The organism is Catellatospora chokoriensis (genome assembly GCF_011297315.1).
Classification (GTDB): domain Bacteria; phylum Actinomycetota; class Actinomycetes; order Mycobacteriales; family Micromonosporaceae; genus Catellatospora; species Catellatospora citrea.
The window spans coordinates 127650-147499 of record NZ_JAAOTI010000008.1 but is presented as its reverse complement, the minus strand read 5'-3'; the positions used below and the strand labels follow the sequence as shown (position 1 = coordinate 147499).

15 protein-coding genes are annotated in these 19850 nt (G+C 72.0%); 5 read left to right on the top strand and 10 right to left on the bottom strand.

Going from position 1 to position 19850, the window contains the following annotated elements; genetic code table 11:
- Positions 1-80: 80 nt before the first annotated feature.
- The 7 genes from HAV39_RS14195 to HAV39_RS14165 all read right to left on the bottom strand — a co-directional run bounded on the left by HAV39_RS14195 (position 81) and on the right by HAV39_RS14165 (position 8469).
- A complete protein-coding gene (locus HAV39_RS14195) occupies positions 81-1778 on the bottom strand; it encodes an AfsR/SARP family transcriptional regulator (RefSeq protein ID WP_191839680.1) in 1698 nt (565 codons plus the stop codon).
- Between the two features lie 127 nt (positions 1779-1905).
- The gene (locus HAV39_RS14190; RefSeq protein ID WP_239120553.1) at positions 1906-2787 is read right to left on the bottom strand and encodes an alpha/beta fold hydrolase; all 882 of its coding nucleotides are present in this window, start codon (positions 2785-2787) and stop codon (positions 1906-1908) included.
- A gap of 165 nt (positions 2788-2952) precedes the next feature.
- Positions 2953-3768: an alpha/beta hydrolase gene (locus tag HAV39_RS14185; protein ID WP_239120554.1), complete on the bottom strand. Its 816-nt coding sequence runs from the start codon at positions 3766-3768 to the stop codon at positions 2953-2955.
- Between the two features lie 151 nt (positions 3769-3919).
- Positions 3920-5221, bottom strand: coding sequence for a helix-turn-helix domain-containing protein (locus HAV39_RS14180; RefSeq protein WP_239120555.1), 1302 nt, complete (start codon positions 5219-5221; stop codon positions 3920-3922).
- Positions 5222-5500: 279 nt separating this feature from the next.
- Complete coding sequence (locus tag HAV39_RS14175) at positions 5501-6757, bottom strand: FAD-dependent oxidoreductase (RefSeq protein WP_191839678.1); 1257 nt, start codon at positions 6755-6757, stop codon at positions 5501-5503.
- A 116-nt stretch (positions 6758-6873) separates the two neighbouring features.
- Complete coding sequence (locus HAV39_RS14170; RefSeq protein WP_191839677.1) at positions 6874-7764, bottom strand: universal stress protein; 891 nt, start codon at positions 7762-7764, stop codon at positions 6874-6876.
- 243 nt (positions 7765-8007) lie between these two features.
- A complete protein-coding gene (locus tag HAV39_RS14165) occupies positions 8008-8469 on the bottom strand; it encodes a peptidoglycan-binding domain-containing protein (protein ID WP_191839676.1) in 462 nt (153 codons plus the stop codon).
- Between HAV39_RS14165 and HAV39_RS14160 the strand changes: the two genes are divergently transcribed.
- The gene (locus HAV39_RS14160; protein ID WP_191839675.1) at positions 8468-8767 is read left to right on the top strand and encodes a hypothetical protein; all 300 of its coding nucleotides are present in this window, start codon (positions 8468-8470) and stop codon (positions 8765-8767) included. The two genes, HAV39_RS14165 and HAV39_RS14160, sit on opposite strands and share 2 nt — an antisense overlap.
- A gap of 41 nt (positions 8768-8808) precedes the next feature.
- On the opposite strand, the gene HAV39_RS14155 is transcribed toward HAV39_RS14160, so the two are convergent.
- Entirely contained in the window at positions 8809-9276 is a 468-nt protein-coding gene (locus HAV39_RS14155) for a peptidoglycan-binding domain-containing protein (RefSeq protein WP_191839674.1), read from the bottom strand.
- 546 nt (positions 9277-9822) lie between these two features.
- On the opposite strand from HAV39_RS14155, the gene HAV39_RS14150 reads away from it, so the two are divergent.
- Positions 9823-11706: a hypothetical protein gene (locus HAV39_RS14150; protein WP_191839673.1), complete on the top strand. Its 1884-nt coding sequence runs from the start codon at positions 9823-9825 to the stop codon at positions 11704-11706.
- A 330-nt stretch (positions 11707-12036) separates the two neighbouring features.
- On the top strand, positions 12037-14283 hold the full coding sequence (locus HAV39_RS14145; protein WP_191839672.1) for a tetratricopeptide repeat protein: 2247 nt from the start codon (positions 12037-12039) through the stop codon (positions 14281-14283).
- 11 nt (positions 14284-14294) lie between these two features.
- Here the strand turns inward: HAV39_RS14145 and HAV39_RS14140 are convergent, their stop codons facing one another.
- Complete coding sequence (locus tag HAV39_RS14140) at positions 14295-15131, bottom strand: potassium channel family protein (RefSeq protein WP_191839671.1); 837 nt, start codon at positions 15129-15131, stop codon at positions 14295-14297.
- Between the two features lie 150 nt (positions 15132-15281).
- Positions 15282-18266 (bottom strand): S8 family serine peptidase, encoded by a 2985-nt coding sequence (locus HAV39_RS14135; protein ID WP_239120621.1) that lies wholly within the window; start codon positions 18264-18266, stop codon positions 15282-15284.
- A gap of 267 nt (positions 18267-18533) precedes the next feature.
- On the opposite strand from HAV39_RS14135, the gene HAV39_RS14130 reads away from it, so the two are divergent.
- Together HAV39_RS14130 and HAV39_RS14125 are read left to right on the top strand one after the other, a co-directional pair.
- Positions 18534-19166 carry a hypothetical protein gene (locus HAV39_RS14130; protein ID WP_191839670.1) on the top strand — a complete coding sequence of 211 codons (633 nt, stop codon included), beginning with the start codon at positions 18534-18536 and terminating at the stop codon, positions 19164-19166.
- 157 nt (positions 19167-19323) lie between these two features.
- Positions 19324-19761, top strand: a complete 438-nt coding sequence (locus HAV39_RS14125) for a hypothetical protein (RefSeq protein WP_191839669.1) — start codon at positions 19324-19326, stop codon at positions 19759-19761.
- The last annotated feature ends 89 nt before the right edge of the window (positions 19762-19850 follow it).

The window sequence follows — 19850 nt, the reverse complement described above, 5'->3', positions numbered from 1 at the left end:
GGTCGGGTGATCTAGACGTGAACGGTGGGCGAAAGTTCATGCGAGTGACCTGGATCACAAAGTGCGCTCGGCGGTGACCCTCAGCCGCGAGTCGCCCGCACCCGACCCGACCAGCTCCAGCGCAGGTGCTGCATGTTGCGGTCACCCGGTCCGCGGCTCGCAGCCGTGCCCGGCCACCGCCGCACCGCCGCCCCGGACGGCGATGCCTGCAACTGCACGGCGAAATCCGCGAGCGGCGCCTCGGGCAGCGCCGCGGCCCGGGCTGCCACCACGGCCAGCGCCCGCGGTAGCCGCCCACTGCCGGCGATGATCTGTGCGACCGCGGCCGGCTCGGCGGCGAGCCGTGCTGCGCCCAGCCGCCGGACCAGGTACTCCCGCGCCTCCTCGGGTGGCGGCGGACCCACCGGCAGGGGATGGGCGCGGCCGGTGGAGACCAGGCCGGTGAGCTGGTTACGGCTGGTCACGATGGCCAGGCAGCCGGGGGTGCCGGGCAGCAGGTGCCGGACGTGCTCGAAGTCGCGGCAGTTGTCGATGACGAGCAGCACCTGCCGTCCGGCGAGGATGCTGCGGTAGAGCCCCGCCAGCGCGTGCAGCTCGCTCGGCCTGCTCTGCTGCGGCACGCCGAGCGAGTCCAGGAACCCGCGCAGTGCCTCAGCGGGGCCCATCGCGCGTTCGTGGACGGCGAAGCCGCGCAGGTCGGCGTAGAGCTGCCCGTCCGGGTACCCGGCCGCCAGCCGGTGTCCCAGATGGATCGCCAGCGTGCTCTTGCCGATGCCCGCCGTGCCGTACAGGGCCAGCGCCACCGTTGCCCTGCCCTGCCGCCGGTCCTCGTCGAGCAGGGTCTGTGCGCGCGCCAGGAGGTCCACTCGGCCGCCGAAGTACGGGTGGTCCGGCGGCAGCTGGGCCGGGGTCGGGCGCGGGATCGTCTGATTTGTCGTCTCCTCGCCGCCGAGGGGCGACTGGGCGCGGGGCACCGCGTGCGGGTCGGGTGGCGGTGGCGGGTCGCCGCCGGCGGCGCGCTGGTGCAGTAGGCGGTCGTAGGCGTCGAGCAGTTCGGGGCTGGGGTCGATGCCGAGCTCGTCGGCGAGCCGGCGGCGGACCTGCTGGAACGTCTGCAGGGCCTCGGCCTGCCTGCCGTCGGCGGCCAGCGTGAGGATGAGGCGGGCCTGCAGCGCCTCGTCGAGCGGGTGCTGTCCGGCCGCCTGCCGCAGGGCCGGGATCATCAGGCGCGGCCGGCCGCCGAGCAGCGCCGTGTCGGCGGCGTCCCGGACGGCGTGGGTGCATTCGGCCTCGATCGCGGCGAAGGCCGGATGGGTGCGCGACTCCGGGTCCAGGCCGGACCCGCAGGCGCCACGCCACAGCGCCAGCGCCTGGGTGTACAGCCGCACCGCCGCGCCGGGTTCGGCCGCCGCTCGGGCCTGGGTGACCAGCCGGCGGAAGTTCAGCAGGTCGAGGGAGTCCTCGTCGACGCGCAGCCGGTAGCCGGCCGCGTGCCGGATGAGGTAGCCGCCGACGGCGCGCACCGGCAGGTCCGGTTCGATGAGCCGGCGCAGGGTGCCGATGTAGCGGTGGACGACGTTGACGGCGCTGGTCGGCGGGTCCTGGTTCCAGATGGTGTCGACCAGGTCGGTGAGGCCGACCACCGACCCCGCGTTGGCCAGCAGCAGGGCGAGCACCAGCCGCTGCTGGCGGCCGCCGAGTTCGAGTTCGGCGCCACCGCGCCGGGCTGCGACCGGGCCCAGGATGGTGAACCGCACTGCCGCGCTCGACTCGTCCATGACCTGCCTTCGCTGTTCGTCCCGGCCCCGGGACGGACCAGCTCATACGCCCATGCAACCAGCGGGAACGGGCCCGTGCCAGGCAGAACTAACGCAGAAAGCGGTGCTGTGCCGGGCCCGCCCGGGTTCATTGCGTGCCGACCAGGTGGACGAAGTCGGCCACGGCGCCCGTGAACGCCGCCGGCTGCTCGAGGTGGGGCAGGTTGCCGCTCTCGGCGAAGACGAGCAGGCCCGAGTCGCGCACTGCCTCGTGCAGCAGCGCCGCCCAGCGCGGGCCGAAGAACGGGTCGTGCGCGCCGGCCAGCACCAGCGTCGGTGTATCGAGGCGGCCCAGCTCGCGCTGGACGTCGAACGGTGCGGATCGGCGTGCCCGCCACGGCACGACCCAGCCTCGGGTGCCGGCCCGGACCGGCGCGTACCTGTGCTCGTGTGCCCAGTAGTCGGCGACCGCGGCTGGCCACGCGGCCCGGACGCCGCGGCTGAAGCCCTCGTCGTCGGTGGCGGTCAGCGCCTGCTCGAACGCCCGCACCGCCGCGGCGGCCTGCTCGCGGCGGCGTGGGTGCCGGGTCGGGAAGGCTGCCAGCCCGGCCAGGAGCGACTGCTGGAACTGCTCGCCGGTCACCGGGGACGTCGCGTACAGGACCAGCCCGGCGACGCGGTCGGGGTGATCGAGCCCGTAGCGTTGCGCGACCAGGCCTCCGTGGCCGTGGCCGAGCAGGAACACCTGATCGGCGCTGAGCGTGGACACGACCGCGTCGAGGACGTTCACGTACGTGCTGACGTGGTAGCCGTGCGGATCGGCGAGCCGGCCGGAGCCTCCGGTGCCGATCGGCTCGACGTAGACCAGCCGCAGGTGCTGCTCGAGCTCCGGCATTCGCAGATAGTCCCAGTTCAAGCCGGGGCCACCCGGGTGCACGACGCAGACCGGGCCGTGGCCGGCGACGTGGAAGCGCTGCTCGATCCCGTACACGGTGGTGGTGTGTGTGCCCTGCGCCAGTGCGTCGCCCACGTGCTCCTCGTTTCCTCGCGGCATCAGGTTAGGAGGCGGTGGTGCGGGTCCAGTGACATTCGAGTGCGTCGAGCACCTGCCCTGGAGCCGACGACGCGGGTGGCGGTCGACCTCCGCCACCCGCTACCTGCCGTGCCCCGCGTGATCGGGATGGGCAGGTGTCCGTCAGGCCGTCTCGCGGGCTGCCCGCTCGATGAACTCGGCCGTCGTCTTCGCCCGCGACACGAACACCGCGTGCGAGGCGCCGTTCTCGCGCTGCTTGACGCCGTGCGCGCGGTCGGCGCCGAAGTGCTGCAGCTTCGCCGGGATGGTCTTGTCGGCCTCGGCGATGAGGTGGTAGCTGCGGATGGTCCGCCAGGCCGGCTCGCCGCCGCCCTCGTTCAGTGCCGACGCGGTGACCGGCCGCTGCGAGGCGGCCATCAGGGCCGCGTCGCGGGACGCCACGTCGGCGGCGAACTGCTGCCGGAACAGCTTCTGGTCCACGTACAGGTCCGCGTCGCCGTCGGGCAGCGGCACCGGCCGCAGCGTCTCCGGCAGGGTGCTGCCTTCGAACTTGGACGCCAGCTGGAAGGCGCTCTCGCCCTTGTCGGGGGTGAACGCTGCGATGTAGACCAGCGCCTTGATGTTCGGGTTGCCGGTGGCCGCCGACGAGATGACCATGCCGCCGTAGGAGTGCCCGACCAGGATGATCGGGCCGTCGATCTGCTGCAGCTTGGCCTTGAGCTGGGCCGCGTCGTGTGCGACGCCGCGCAGCGGGTTGGCGGCGGCGACGACCGGGTAGCCGTCGCGCTGCAGCTTGCGGGTCACGTCATTCCAGCCGCCGCTGTCGGCGAACGCGCCGTGGACCAGCACGACCGTCGGCTTCTTGCCGTGATCACCGGTGGCCTGCGCGCCGGTGGGCGCGACCGCCATGACGGCGCCCGCGGTGAGCACGGCGGCCGCGGCGACGCCGAACGCCCGCAATCTCTTGCTCAGTGACATCTACGTCTCCTCCTGTGGTGTCCGCACCGCGGTCGCGGCACGGGAGCCTGAACCGGCCCAGGTGGTGGCCGGTCATTGCCGGCGAGGAGGAACGCTAGGCACTCTGAGTGCGCATGCAGTGGCGATTGAGTGAGTGCGCCCGGTCGCAGCGTTACCTGAGCAGCAACGGCGTCCGGATCCCGCCGGCGAACCGCTCGGCCCACCTCGCCACCGGCGCCTCGCCGCGCAGCCGGTCGGCTGCGAAGATCCGGATCAGGTCGTGCATCCGATACCGGTCGCCTTCGGGCTGCAGCAGGCCCACGTCGACCAGCTCCTCCAGCAGGTCCTCGGCGTCGAGGAGATCCCGTTGGGTGAGTGCCGCGGCGTCCGGCGCGGTGAAGTCGGGTCCCGGCACGTGTGCGAGGCCCCGGAACATCGCCTTGGCCGGTGCGGACAGCTGGGCATACGACGGCGCGAACGCCGCCGCCACGCCCAGGTCGCCGGTAGACAGGTTCGCCAGCCGCCGGTCCTCATCGGACAGCAGTCGCGCGAGGCGCCCCATCGTCCACCCCGGTCGGCTCGCCAGCCGCGCGCCCGCGATCCGCAACGCCAGCGGCAGGTGGCCGCACAGCCTCGCCACCGCGCCGGCCTCCGGTCCCGCCGCCTGCCCCACGATCGCCTGCAGCAGGGCCGCCGACTCGCGGGGCGTCAGCGGCGCCAGCCCGATCCGCAGCGCCCCCTCCAGACCGCCGAGCAGGCGGCGGCTGGTCACCACGACCGTCCCGGTCCCCACGCCGGGCAGCAGCGCCCTCACCTGGGCCTCGTCGGCCGCGTCGTCGAGCACCAGCAGGCAGCGCCGCTCCCGCAGCACGGCCCGCACCTGCCCGGCCCGTTCCTGCTCGTCGTCGGCGATGCTGCGCGGGCTCACCTCCAGCGCCCGCAGCAGCCGCGTGGACACCTCACCGGCCGGCATCGGCACCGGATCCGTGCCACGAAGATCCAGATAGAGCTGACCGTCGGGGAACGCCTCCCGCAGCTGCTCGGCCGCCCGGACCGCGAACGCCGTCTTGCCCAGCCCCGGCTGGCCGTGCACCACGGCCAGCAGCGTCCAGCCACGGTCCGGAGCGGCCAGCGCGTGGCGGCGCAGCAGTGCCAGCTCCGGCACCCGGCCCACGAAGTCACCGATCCCCCGCGGCAGCTCACCGACCCGGGGGCGGCCGACCCGGCTGTTCGGCCGCTGCGCTCGCACCGGCTCGACGAGGCGGGCACGGTCGCCGTCGTCGAGCTTCAACGCATCGGCCAGCAGCGCCAGCGTCCGCCCCTGGGGCACGCGGCTGTGCCCTCGCTCCATGTCGCTGATCGCCCGGGCGCTGACACCTGACGCCCGGCACAGACCCTCGATGGTCATCCCTGCCGACTGCCGGAACTCGCGCAGTCGCCGCCCGAACGTCGAGCCGGGCACCACGGCCGGCACCGGCCCGCCCCCGGGTCCGTCGGTCCGTTCCCGCCCGCCCACCGTCGCTTCGCCCCCTTCGAGCACGTCGCGGCTGCCGTCCGCTCCATGGTGGGCCGGGTGGCAGACGGGTCCTGGCGGCGGGGGTCGCGGCGGTGATCACGCCCACGACCTGTCACGAATGGGGCTCCTGCGCTGTCACGGCTGCCCTCCGGCGTCGTGGTGAGCTTGCGCGGCCGTCGCCCCGCCCCGTGGTGTCGAGCTGTGCACGTGGCGGCCACCGGCCCAGGCAGCCCGCCGTCAGCCGCGACCTGGCCGGCGAAGAGCCTGCAACGCCGCCTCCACGGCGCGGTGAACGGCGGCGTCGCCGTGGATCATGTGCTGAAGGCGGGCGACGGGCACTTCGGCGTGGACCGCCACCTGCAGCCCGTACAGCACCTCGCCGCCCGCCGGTCCGGCTGCGGTCGCCCCGACCAGGACGCCCCGATCGGTGTCCTCGACCAGCTTGACGAACCCCTCGCCGCCCGCCACCTCGCCGCAGCCCGGCGAGGCGATCGGGGCCAAGGCGGCGCGGACGTTCACCCCGAGCCCACGGGCCTGCTGCTCGGTCAGACCCACCGCGCCGATCTCGGGCTCGGTGCAGATGATCCGCGGCAGCGCCCAGTGGCCCGCGTCGGGCCCGGGCCGGCCGAGAACGTCCCGGACCGCGATCTCGGCCTGGTGCGACAACCCGCGGGCGCCACCGCCCCGGCCGGTGATGCCACCGACCGCCCACAGCCCCGCCCCGGCCCGCATCCGGCCGTCGGTCGGCACAGCGAGCGCCGACGGGTCCAGGCCGACCGTGTCGACGCCCAACCCGCCCAGGTCCACGACCCGCCCGGTCGCCACGAGCAGCCGCTCACCGTCGAGGACCGGCTGCTCCCCCGCCACGTGCGCCAGGAACCCGACGCCGTCGTGCTCTACCCGCCCCACCCGGGCTCCGGTGAGCACGTCCACGCCGTCGGCCCGCAAGGCCGCCGCGGCCAGCTGCCCGGTTTCGGGCTCCTCCCGTGGCAGCAGCCGCTCCCCTGCCTCGATCAGGGTCACCGCGCTGCCGGCACAGGCGAACCTCTGCGCGATCTCCACTCCCGTGCCGCCCCCGCCCACCACGAGCAGCGACGCCGGCAGCTCGCGGCCCGCCGTGACGTCGCGTGGGATCCAGTAGGGCGTCGCGGCGAGTCCGGCGACGTCGGCGGTCCGCGGCCGGGCGCCCGTGGCGAGCACGACACCGCGCCGGGCCTCGAAGGTCGACCGGTCGACCACCACCCGGCGCGTGCCTGCGAGCCGGCCGGTCCCCCGGACCAGCCGCACACCCTGGGCGGCCAGATCATCGGTCGTGGGCCGGCCGCCGCCGTCGTGAGCGGCCTGCCGGTGTACGCGTCCGGCGGCCCCGGACCGGCCGCCGACGGGTTCGGCCTCGACGCCCACCACGTCGAGCCCGGCCCGTGCCAGTGCGCCCGCGACGTGCCGGCCGCCGGGTCCCAAGCCGACGACGATCACGTCCGCCCGCTCGTCCATCCCGACTCCTCTGCTCGTCCCGCGACCGCGGGTCCGTACCGCGCCGCCCGGCCGCAGCCGCTGTCCGCCCCGGGCCGCCGGCGGCCGGGCCCGCATGCCGCGGGTCGTGATCGGCGTCAGTGCCGTTCCGGCTGGTGCCGGACGACGACGAGCGGCGCGTGCGCGTGGTGCAGCACGGCGTGGCTGACCGAGCCGAGCAGGAGGCCGCTGAGCGCGCCGCGGCCGTGCGCACCGACGACCACCAGCCCGGCGCTCTTCGACTCCTCGACCAGCACGTGCGCCGCGGTGCCCCGGACCAGCCGGTGCCGCACGACCACCTGCGGATGGCGCTCGAGGTAGCCGGCGATCGACTCCGCCAGGATCCGGTTCACGTCGTCGGCCCGGTAATCCCCGTCGTAGGCCACGGGCAGGGCTTCGCCCGGGCCGGCCGGCGACGGGAACAGCCACGCGTGCACCGCGACCAGCGGCACGTCGCGGTAGGCGGCCTCGGCGAACGCGAACTCGATCGCCGCCGTGGACAGTTCCGAGCCGTCCACGCCCACCATGACCGGGCCGCCGGCCCGCGGCTCGCCCCGCACCACCAGCACCGGGCAGTGCGCCCGGGCCGAGACCTGCACGCTGACCGAGCCGACCAGCAGCTCGGTGAAGCCGCCCAGCCCCCGGTGCCCGAGCACGACCAGCGCCGCGTCCCGCGACTCGGCCAGCATCACCGCAGTCGCCGCGCCGTCGACGACGACACCGGTGACCGGCACCTGCGGGGCGAGTCTGCCGGCCTCGGCGACCGCCTGCGCGACGTGGCGCTCCGCCTCGTGGCGCAGGCCACCACCGGCCGGGGCGCCCGGGGCCGGGCCGACCGGGACGCCCATCAGCGGCCAGATGAAGGCGTGCACGACGCGCAGCGCACGCCGCCGGTGCGCTGCTTCCTGGACAGCGACCCGTACCGCGTCCAGCCCGGCGGCGGAACCGTCGACGCCCACCACGACAGGGGCACCGGTTCTGATCGTCATGGCATCGTCCTTCGTTCAGCGACGGCGGGAAAGGGATGCGGGTCCGCGCAGGGCGGTCGCACGATCCGTGACTGAAACTAGGTAGGCCGAGTGGACAAGCAGTGGCAAACGAGTGAGTGCTCACGGTCACCGTGCACCGCACGGTGATGACCGGAGTACCCGATGACCGGATCAGCCCGCCGACAACGCGGGAAGGGCCGGCCCATGACGGCCGGCCCTGGCTGAACCCGTGGTGGTGCTGGATTAATAGAAGATGCAGCCGTTGTCGCTCAGCACCGGCCAGCAGAGGTTGTTGCGGGTCTGCGTGCCGTAGCCGCCGTCGACCTTCACGTTCGGGTCGACGTGGGTGCGCCAGAACGTCTGGGCGAACCGCAGCGCGGCCTCGGTCTTGGGCCCGAAGTCGTTGTCGGGGTTGAGCATCACGTAGCCCGGCTCGTCCTCGAAGACGTAGTTCAGGGCCCGCTGCAGTTGCCCGACCCCGGAGTTGTGCGAGCCGCGCAGCAGCCAGCAGTTGAAGTTGCTCGACCGGTACGCCGGAATCCACGCCGAGTACGAGTCGCTGCCGTAGGTCCTGATGATCACGCCGGCGCCGTCGCACTGGGGGTTGGCCGCCTGGGCCGCGGACGGCGCGACCAGCTGCACCGTGGCGGCCGCGAGAACCATCACCACGGCGGCCAGCCCGCGTCGAGCTCCTGACTTGAACATGTCGACGTTGCTCCTCACTCGATTCCTCGGATGGTGGAATCGCCTGCGGGCAGCGTCACCCGTGCACGTCACCGGGTGGCAGGACGCCGACAGACTCCGGACCGGCACGACCGTTCACCTGACTGTCGCCGCTCGACGAGATCCGGAAACCGGACACGGCCGGATCCGACAGTGCGGATCCCGGACGCTGTGGCGCGCCAGAACCTTCGCCGCCTGTCGTGGTGAAGACCTGGTCGACGCCGCCGTGCCGACCGTCGCGGCCAGGGCCGGCCCGGTGAACGAGCCGGCCCTGCTGTGACCTGTCTCAGCGCGGACGTGACCCGCTCCTACATCCCGCTGTCAGTCGAGGTAGCCGATGCAGCCGGAGCTGTTCATGCTCGGCCAGCAGAGCAGGTTGCGGGTCTGCGTGCCGTAGCCGCCGTCGACCTTCACGTTCGGGTCGACGTGGGTGCGCCAGAACGTCTGGGCGAACCGCAGCGCGGCCTCGGTCTTGGGCCCGAAGTCGTTGTCGGGGTTGAGCATCACGTAGCCCGGCTCGTCGCCGAAGTCGTGGTTAAGGGCCCGCTGCAGGTGGCCGACCCCGGAGTTGTGCGAGCCGCGCAGCAGCCAGCAGTTGAAGTTGCTCGACCGGTACGCCGGAATCCACGCCGAGTACGAGTCGCTGCCGTAGGTCCTGATGATCACACCAGCGCCGTCGCACTGGGGGTTGGCCGCCTGGGCCGCGGACGGCGCGACCAGCTGCACCGTGGCGGCCGCGAGAACCATCACCACGGCGGCCAGCCCGCGTCGAGCTCCTGACTTGAACATGTCGACGTTGCTCCTCACTCGATTCCTCGTGGAGTGGAATCGCTCACGGGCAGCGTCGCCGTCACCGGTCGCGGTTCGGGTCGATGCCGACCGACTCCGGACGGCCACAGCCGTTCACCTGATCGTCGCCCGTGACGGAGTCCGGCCACCGGACAGGACCGGACAGTTAGCGGTCGCGCCCCGCCAACCGCACTGGTCGCCGAGTCCACGCGCAGGCTTGTCATCGCAATCACCTTCGAGTGATCGCTTAGTGGATCCACATGACGATGGAACCACGCAAGAAATTCTCGCCTTAGGAAGGCCACGAGACGAGTGCCGTGCCGACGATACTGGCGACCCGTGCTCATTCCGTCAGCCATATGCAGATCCTGGACGTCCGAGCAGCCACTCGCCGGCCCCCCAGCCCGCACCGCGGCGACGCTGATGTCGGTTTACTCAGGCCGTTGTCCTCGGTCGCCAGCCCGAACAGCGGAAGCTTCGTGAGCTATCGATGTGTCAGCGTTGCGTCTGAATGCACGTGTCGGACGTAAATGCGGGAGACGCCGAATGCATCTGAAGAAATTGGCCGCGTTGGCGATTGCCTTCGCGATTCTCGGATCGGCGGCGTGCACGGGTAAGCCCGGTGATCACGGAGAGACCGGCGTCGTGGATGCCGACGATCTACCTGACCCCACGCTGCACGCAGCCGACGCGGTGGTCGTGGCGGTGTCGCCAGGTCACCCTTTGGCCGTGGCTGTTCCTGGCCTCGGCCACCTCACGGCGCCGTCGGGGGCGTTCGCATCGGAAGGCCGCATCGTCGTACGGAAGTTGACCTCCGACAGCAAGGTCAGCGATCTCGTGGTAGACGGTGGCATCGGTGTCGACGTGAGCTTCGAGGACACGTCGGTATCGTCGCCGATAACGATCATGTTCGACGATCCGTCGGTGCGCCAGCGGGTGCCGCAGGGGGCGGTCCCGGTCGTACTCCATCGGCCGACGGGCGGCACGTGGGAGACCAAGCCGCTCATGTTCACACCCGACGGCGTGCCTTACCTCACGACCAAGGAGTTCTCGCCCAATCTCCTCGGTTGGGTGCCGATTCCGGATTGGCTGCACGAGATCGGTGACTCGATCGGGGACTTCGTCACGCAGCGCACGGATCCGCGCGCTTGCCCAGGCGGAGCACCGGGCTGGAGTTCGGTGAAGAGCAAGTCCTCACTGGTCCACCTCTGCGCGATCACCAACAAGGACAACACGGGCGCCGTTCGGGCCGAGTTGCAGGTCCAGTCGAACCGCCGGTTCGTGACCTGGGTGTCGGTGCCACCCGGCTACGACTACCTGTGGGTCGACGGCATGCCGGACAAGATCCGGGAGTTCGTCAACAGGACCCTGGGCGGACACGACCGCGACCAGGTGCTGCTCTCGGGCAACGGCTGGTTCACGGCCGGCTACCGGCAACCGGCCACGACCCAGACCAAGCAGTTCAACGGCTACGTCGACGGCTGGAGCGCGGCAATATCGGTCGCGTTGCCGGCGATGGGCGTCACCTTCAACGAAGGTGTGTACGGCGCGATCGTCCTGATCAGGAAATGCGCCTCGAAGCTCGCGGGCAAGCCCAGCTGGGAGCGCGGTAAGGACTTCTTCGTATGTTTCATCGAACAGTCGCTGTCCAACCTGGTGGATCCCGACAAGGCGTACGCGACTGCGATGGACCTGTATGGCGAGGCCGGGTACGCGAAGTCGGCCGAGAACGCGCTCAGGAAGTCGATCGGTCGGTTGCGGTTGTTGGGCAAGCTGATTCGCGTCATCGGCTTGGTGGGTGTCATCGGCGCGACGTTCCCGCAGCTTCCGGACCTTTATAAGCAGTGGGGTTCCGGGCTGGCCGGCGGGTTCACGCTGGGTCTCAAGGCCGCGCCGGCTGTCCCTGCGCCGCCTCCCCCACCTGCCGACCAGCCGGCTCCCCCGGCACCTCCCGCTCCCCCGGCTCCCGCGGACCGCACGGCGATCGTGAGCTACGACCGCATGCGAGGCGGTGCGCCGTACTGGGGTCGGGCCACCAAGGGATGGCAGGAGTTCACCGCGGTCAGCAACACGATCACGACGGTGGGAGTCACCTGGAGCAATACGAACTATGGCCCGGGTGCGCGTCTGGATGGAATCTCAACCAGGATCTCCTTGTGCGAAGGGGTCAACACGGCGCTGGCCGACCCATGCTCGGGCAGGATCGCCGACGGTTACACCACTGTGATCAACCAGGCGGACACCCGCATCGACTTCGGCGACGTCAGCGTCACGCCGGGGCGGAGGTACACGGTCTTCTACTACCAGCCGACGGTCGGCGCCGGATCATGGGACTTCTACTGGTGGAGTTGTTCGTGTCCTCATCCGGGTCGCAACAGCTCCAACCTCAGCGACCAGAATCAGATCATCGTCCTTGGCTTCAACCGATAGATCGCGACTGCAGGCCGCCGAATATGTGTCCGGTGTAGTCCGGCACGCGGAGTTGCGACTCCCACCGTGCCAGTGGCCGCGATCAGTTGCCGAGGTCAGTACTACCCGACAGGCACCGTCATGCAGGGATCGGCCGGGGTGGCGACCACGGCGACGTGGACCTTGATTACGCCGGACAGGTGCCCCGGATTGAACGGGGTGGTTCAACCGACGGTTGAACCACCCCGTTTCGACGTGCGCCGCCCACCTGCCCTGCCCAGGAGCCGGCCGCCGTCGTGGTCGCCGGCGGACGACGACTGGTCGTCGGACGCACCGGATAGAGTGACCTATGTGGACGAACGTACGAGCCCGGTCGCGCAGTTCTGCACGGACCTGCGGGTCCGCTGGCAGGCTTCGGGCCGGGACCTGCCGAGCATCGCCCGGCAGGTGCGCATCAGCCGCACCCAGCTCTACGCGATCCTCAACGGGGAGATCAAACGGCCGCCGGACTTCGAGGCGCTCGTGCGCCCGTTCGTGCTCGCCTGTGGGGCGTCCGACGCCGAGCTCGCCGACTGGCGACGCCGCCACGACGTCATGGTCGGCGTGCACGAGGGATTGAAGCAGCGGGGCGGCCCGCGACCGGCCCCGCCGAACCTGCTGCCGGCGATGAGCGGCGGTTTCGTCGGCCGGACCGCGCTACTGACCGCGCTGGACACCGCGCCCGGGTCCGTCGTAGTCGTGACCGGGCCGCCCGGGGTCGGCAAGACCGCACTGGTCGTGCACTGGGCGCACGGCCAGGCCGCGGCGTTCCCCGACGGCCGCCTGTACGCCGACCTGCGAGGCTATGCCCGTGACGGGGGCGCCCTCGACCCGGCCGACGCGATCCGCGGCTTCCTCGACGCGCTGGGTGTGCCGGCCCGGGAGGTCCCGCCCGACCGGGCCGCGCAGGCGGCCCGGTTCCGCAACCTGGTCGCCGAGCGTCGCCTGCTCATCGTCCTCGACAACGCCCGCGACGCCGACCAGGTCCGCCCACTGCTGGCCGGCGGATCCGGCGTGCGCATCGTGGTGACCGGCCGCAGCCCGCTGACCGCGCTGGTCGCCGAGTTCGCCGCCGCGCCCCTGGTCGTCGACCTGCCCGGCGAAGCCGACGCCGTCGCACTGCTGCGGTCCCGCATCGCCGACCCGGTCGACGACGACACGGCCGCGGCCGCCGTGGCCGCGTGCGGCCGGCTGCCGCTGGCACTCGCGTTGACCGGCGCGCGGGTGCGCCAGACCGGGTTCCCGCTGGCGGCGGCCGCCGCCGAGCTGCACCGGGCCGGCTCGCGAGCCCATGACGACCTGCGCGCCGTCTTCTCCTGGTCGTACGCGGCGGTCAGCCCGCCCGCCGCGCGGCTGTTCCGCCTGCTCGGTCTCACCGCCGGGCCGGACGTCGCCGCCGACGCGGTCGCCGCCCTCGCCGGGGTGCACGACGCCCGAGCGGAGCTCGACGAGCTGGTCGAGGCCGGCCTGATCGTCGAGCACCGGCCCCACCGCTACCTCCTGCACGACCTGCTGCGCGACTACGCCGGCGAGCAGGCCCGCGCCGTCGACGCCGACGCCGAGCGCCGGGACGCGCTGACCCGCCTGCTCGACTACTACACGCGTACGGCGCACGAGGCCGACCGCGTCCTGAACCCGATCCGTCCGCCGATCCCGCTGCCCGTGCCGCCGGCCGCGGGCAGCCGCCCGGACTACAAGGCCGCGCTGGCCTGGCTGGAAGCCGAACGCTCGGTCCTGATGGCCACGCTGCGCCAGGCTCGTGACGACGGGGCCGACCGGCACGCGTGGCAGCTCGGCTGGGCGCTGGACACGTTCCTCTACGAGCAGCACCGCTGGCATGACGAAGGCGCCGCGTGGGCGGTGGCGCTGCGGGCCGCGACCGCCTCCATGGACCATGCCGCGACCGCCCACGCCCACCGGTTCCTCGGCGCCGTCGCCGGACGGCTGAGCCGCTTCGCCGACGCGTACGCGCACATGCACGAGGCCATGCAGCTGTGCCGGTCGGCCGCCGACCGCCCCGGCGAAGCCGAGACCGAGTTCGTCCTGTCGTATGTGTGCTTCCTGCAAGGCGACATCGTCACCGCGCTGGTGCACGCCGAACGTTCGCTGGAGCTCTGGACCGGCCTGTCCGACCCCGCCTGGACCGGCCGCGCCGCCAACGCCGTCGGCCTTTACCACTCCTTCCGCGGCGACGCGGCGACCGCGATCGTCTTCTACCGCCGCGCCGCCGCCGAGCAGCACCAGGCCGAGGACTTCGCCAACGAGGCCGTCAGCCGGGACAACCTCGGCATGGCCCACCATGCCCTCGGCGCGTACGCGGCCGCGGTCGAACAGTTTGACGCCGCCCGTGACCTGGCCCGGCAGCTCGGCGATCCGATCCTCGACGCGCAGCTGGCCAACCACGCGGGTGACGCGTTCCAGGCGCTCGGCGATCACGCCACCGCCCGCGAGCACTGGGAGTACGCCTACAAGCTGCTGGTCAACGCCGGCCATCCGGTGGCCAACGACGTCGCCCACAAGCTCGCCGTGCCGCATCCGGATCCGCTCGACCTGCCGTGAGGCCGGGCCGTTCAGGGGCCCGGCGTGGGCTCGTCGCCCGCGCGAAGGTGACGGGTGAGCACCGCCAGTTGCTCGCGCAGTCCCGTGAGCTCCTTGACCTCCGCGCGCAGGAGGGCGAGTTCGGCGAGCACCGGATCGTCGGCCGCCGCCTTGCCGTTTCCGCCGTCCTCGGGCTGGAGGCCGAAGAAGCTGGCCAGTGAACCGGCGAGCAGGCCGAGCAGGGCGACGCCCATGAACATGATGGCCGTGCCGTCGACCCGGCCGGCGGTCGTGATGGGCACGATGTCGCCGTACCCGACGGTGGTCAGGGTGACCGTCGCCCACCACAGCGAATCGCCGAAGGTGGCGAACTCGGGGTTCGTGGGGTGCTCGGCGACGTAGGCCATGGCGGCGCCGACGACCAGGACCGCGGCTGCGATGATCGCGACCCGCCCGAGCCGGGCGAACAGCCGCCGGACGCCTTTGGTGGCCAGCAGCAGCCGGCCGAGCCTGGCCAGGCGCAGGACCACCACGAAGCTGCCGGCGTGCGCGCCGGAGACCAGGAACCACGGCGCGGTGAGGATCACGATGGCGAGGTCGAACTTGCCCAGGTGGGTGCCCAGGTAGTGGACCAGCAGCCGCTGGTGGACGAAGAAGTCGACGACGAACACGAGCCACGACACGACACCGATCAGGATCGCGACCCAGCTGCCCTGCTCGGGGACGACGATCAGCGGCAGCACCGCGGACAGGATGATCGGCAGCCGGGCGTGGCGGTCGTACCTGGCCAGCGCGGCGGCGGCCGCCGCGTCTCGCGGTTGTCCGCGTTGCGGGGCTGCTCCGGCGCCTACGCCTTCCGTCGCTCTCACAGCATCGATCCTGCCGGTGCCGGGTCGCCGCGCTCGGCAACCGGGCGGATCGCGGCGCAGCGTGTTGTCGGCCTCCGGCGCTCGGAAGGGGCGCCTGCCCAGACTCGGCCGTGGCCGGGTCTGGGCAGGCGCCCCTGGCGTTACCGTCGATCAGCCGTTGACGGACAGCACCGTCTGGCCGACGGGCGTGCTGCCGTTGCGGTAGGCGAGCACGCCCAGGTAGCGGACGCCCGCAGTGAGCCCGGACCAGGTCGCGGTGACCGTCGCGGGGCCGTTGACGGTCGCGGCCTGGCTGGCCGGGGTGGCGGTGAGGTTGCCCGCCGCCGTGCTGGGCACGACCCAGGTGTTGCCCGGCATGGTCACCGCGCCGGCCGCGGCGAACAGGTGGACGTACACGTCGTAGGCGCCCGCGGACAGGGTCACCGACTCCTGTGCCGTGCCGCCGGTGCTGCTGGCGACCTGGCTGGTGGTGTTACCGGCCGGGTACACGAACACGTCCACGTCGGTGCCCATGGGCACGTCGGCGTCGAAGGTCGAGAACCGCGCCACCGCCGTGCCGGCCGGGACCGTCACGGTGACCTTCTTGACCGAGTCCGACACCACCGGCGTGAAGGTCGGGTTCGGTCCGGCGAAGGCCAGGCTGCTGACGTCGGCGGCGACCAGACCGCCGACGGCGGTGGTCAGGGTGCCGGCGAAGCCGGTGCGCAGCGCCAGCGCGGTGCTGCCGCTGGTGCCCGAGCCGTTGGCCTCGACCGGGGCGGCCAGTGCCGAGTAGCGCACCGCGATGGGGCTGGTGACCTTGTGGTTGCGCAGGTCCGACCAGGTCAGCGAGCCGAACGCCCAGGCGCCGGCGGCCGCGGTGGTGCGGGTGATGGTGACCTTGAAGGTCTTCGACTTGCCCGGCGGGACCGTGAGGGTCTTGGGCTCGACCTTGACGCTGAACCCGGCCGGGGCCGTGACCTGCGCGGCGTACACCGAGGAGTTCTTGCTGACGTTGGTCACCTTGCGGGTGACGGTCTGCGCACCGGGCACGTCACCGACGGCGATCGACGGGTAGTTCAGGTCGCTCGGGTCGATGGAGCCGACCGACTGGCAGAACTCCGCCTCGGTGATCAGCTGCAGCTGGCCGATGCCGCAGGCGTACTGCAGCCACTGCTCCGGCGTCGAGTCGTAGACCAGGCCCGGGTCGAAGGCGCTGCCGGGCACGACGTGTCCCGAACCGTAGTTGAGCGGCGTAGCGTCGCCCTGCGACCACTGGATCGGCGCACCGGTGTTGTCCTTGGTGCTGGCCGTCGTCATCATCGCCGACTTGATCCACATCGGGGACCACTTCGGGTTCTTGCTCTTGATCAGGGCGGCGACACCGGCGATGTGCGGAGCCGACATCGAGGTGCCCGAGAGGGAGTTGAAGTTGTTGCCGCCGCTGCCGGCCGGCGACACCGCCGCGATGATGTCGGCGCCGGGCGCGGTGATGTCCGGCTTGAGCAGGTCACCGTTGCCGGCCAGGGCCGGGCCGTAGGACGAGAAGCCGGCCATGGCCGGAGCCCGCACCGGGTCGGTGCTGACCGCGGAGATGCTGGCGGTCGGGTTCGCCGCCGAGGCGACGTACGCGGTGACCGCGGCGCCGGCGGTGGCGTCGAGGTGGATGCTGGGCACCGCGTGGAAGTCGGCGTTCAGCGACTGCGCGGCACTGGTGTTGGCCTGGATCATGCCGATGCCGCCGGCCTGGGCGACCGCGGCGCTCTTGTCGACGCGTGCGTTGCCGCCCCGGTCACACAGCACGATCTTGCCGGTCACCTTCGCCGGGTCGAGCGTGCCGATGTAGCACAGGTCGACCTGGGCCTGGTCCGCACCGGCCAGGCCGGCGCTGCTGGAGTCGATCAGCGTGGCCGGGCCGGCGGCGACGCCGACACCGACACCGGTGTAGGTGACGCCGTTGCCCAGGGTCACGGTCTTGGTGTTGCCGCGGTCGTGGGTGCTGGCCGCCACCGTGGTCAGCCACGGCGAGTTGTGGGCCACGCTGCTCGCGCCGATGGTGTCGCCGGAGTTGCCCGCCGAGGCGGAGACGAACACACCGGCCGCGGCGGCGTTGAGGAATGCGATCTCGGCCGGGTCGACGACGTACTGGCTCGACCCGGAGATCGAGTAGTTGATGACGTCGACACCGTCGGCGACGGCCGCGTCGATCGCCGCGACGATGTCGGCGGTGCCGCCGGAGGAGTTGCCGGCGACCGGGTTGTGCCACAGCACCTTGTACGCCGCGATGCGGGCCGCGGGCGCCACACCCGAGACGGTGCCGACGACGCCGCCGTTGATGGAGGCGGTCACGCCGAAGTTGCCGGCCGTCGTCGAAGCGGTGTGCGAGCCGTGGCCGTTGTAGTCACGCGGCGACAGGAACTCGACGTCGTTGACGTTGGCGTCGGCGTGGAAGTAGCGGGCGCCGATGAGCTTGTTGTTGCAGGCCACCGGCTGCTCGACACCGACGTCGCAGGTGCCCTTCCACTTCTTGTTGATGTCGCGCTGGTCCGGCCGCGGCGTGGACAGCGGGGCGAACGACGGGTTCTCCGCCCAGATGCCGGAGTCGATGATGCCGACGATGACGCCCTCACCAGCGTGCGCGTCACCCTTGAACTGCTTGTTCCACACGCCGCCGGGGCCGGTCAGGCCCAGGAAGTCGCGGGTGGTGATCGTGTCGGCCTGCAGCTGCTCGCTCTTCCAGACCCGGAGCACGCCGCTGTCGGCCCGCAGGCGCGCGACCTCGGCAGAGGTCAGCCGGGCGCTGAAGCCGTTGAACGTGATCCCGTAGTCGTAGGACTTCTTGGTCGCGTCGACCCGGGCGCCGCGCAGGGCGGCGTCGTGCTCGCCGCGCAGGCGGTCACGCCACCTGGTCGCCGCGGTCGAGTGCGCGTCCACGCGCTCACCGGCGACCGGCCGGGTCGCGGCGTAGCCGCTGACACCGCCCGCGTAGTTGGCGACCGGCTCGCTCACGGTCTGGACCAGGTACAGCGCGGTGGCCGTCGAGGTCGGCGGTGCGGCCTGGGCACCGCCGGCCGCCGACGCCGCGAGCGCGGCTGTCGTGACGACGGCCAGCGCCATCGAGGCCGGGCGTTTGCCGGCCAGTCGATCGAGTCTCACGGGGGTGTCCTCCTGAATGAGGCGATAGCAGCGTGGGACCACGGGGTGTGGGTCCGGTGACGTTGAAACGCCCTACCGCGATGCGAAGGGATCGTTGCACATTCCGGTTCGAGCGCACCAGAGGCAAATGCCGCTTCGGCACATGGCGTTCAGGAATCGGCGCGGCGATACCGGTTTGCGCGAGGTCGGCTCAGTTCGGCAGCGTACGGCGTTCAGCCGCGATCCGGTGCCCCCCACGGCGGGGCCTGCGGCCCGTAGCATTCGGCCATGGTCGTCGTGCCCGCACAGCCGGGTGGCCGGATCTCCGTCTGCTCCCGCCACGGCAATCCGGTGACCTGCACCGCGAGCGCCCGGTTCCGGTCTCGGCCGCCGGCCTGGCTGCAGACCGCGGCGGCAGTGCTCGTCGTCGCGTTCGGGCTGCCCGTGGCCTACCCGGCGGCGCGTTACCTCGACGACCCCGACCCCGAGCTCTACCTGCTCCTCCTGGGCACCGGACTGTTCGCCGGCTGGCTGGCCCACAACATCATGGTCAAGCTCGTCGACGTGCCCGCGTGGGGCTTCTGCCCCGCCTGCCGGGCGCGGCGGGCCAACCTTGTCACCGCGGCGACGAGCTGCTTCGTGCTCGTGCCGGTCTCGTGCGCCCTGTACGTGCCCGTCGTGCTACCCGAGCAGCTCGGCGAAGGTGAGCCGTCCACATTGGCCGAGATCGTGCGCTGGGCGGTGGTGGTCGCTCCGGCGGTCTTCGCGATCACCGGCGTGGTGCTGTCCGCGTACGCCCGCTGGGCGGTCGTGGCCGGTGGCGTCGCCGGCCGTGACGGGACCACGGTGGAGTTTCGCCGCCCCGCCGCGCGGTTCGCCCAGCAGGTGACCGGCCACGCGGGGCGTGCCGAACTGAGTTAGGCGTTTCAGCGGTCGCAGGACGTGAAGGTGTCCTCGTGCTCCCAAGCCGGTGGCGTTCGTCTTTCAGCCGCGCTTCAGAACCACGTCAGGCCTCGATGTGACGGTGTGGCCACGGGTGCTCCAGCACTCGCCCACCCGACCGAGGAAAGGCAACGCGATGAAACTGAGCAGAAGGCTGACCCTGCTGACCATGGCAGTGGTCAGCGTGGTCGCGGTGGTGGCCGGCCCGGCCACCGCCGGTGACCGCGGCATGCAGACCGTGACCATTGGCGACCTCAAGCCCGAAACCGCGCTGGCGCAGATCCACGCCCAGGCGGAGAAGACGCTCGGCGGGAAGCTGCCCGCACCGTCGCGGGTGACGATGGTCCAGTCGGAGCGGGAACTCACCACCGACCAGATCGCGGCGCTGGCGGGCGGCAAGGACGCCGACGGGGTCAAGCGGCTGGGCGACTACGACAAGCCGACACTCGACACCACCGTCGACCAGGTCGCCCGGCAGATCGGCGTCGGTGACGTCGTCGTGTGGGAGTGCATCGTCGTCTACTGGCCGCCGTGGGTCATCTACATCTGCCGACCGCTCGTCCTGCGGGCCTGACCGCCCCGCCGGGGCTCCGCGCTCGCCGCGGAGCCCCGTTTCAGCACCGTTTCAGGCCTGGCCGCCATGGTGTACGCACGCTCTGGCCT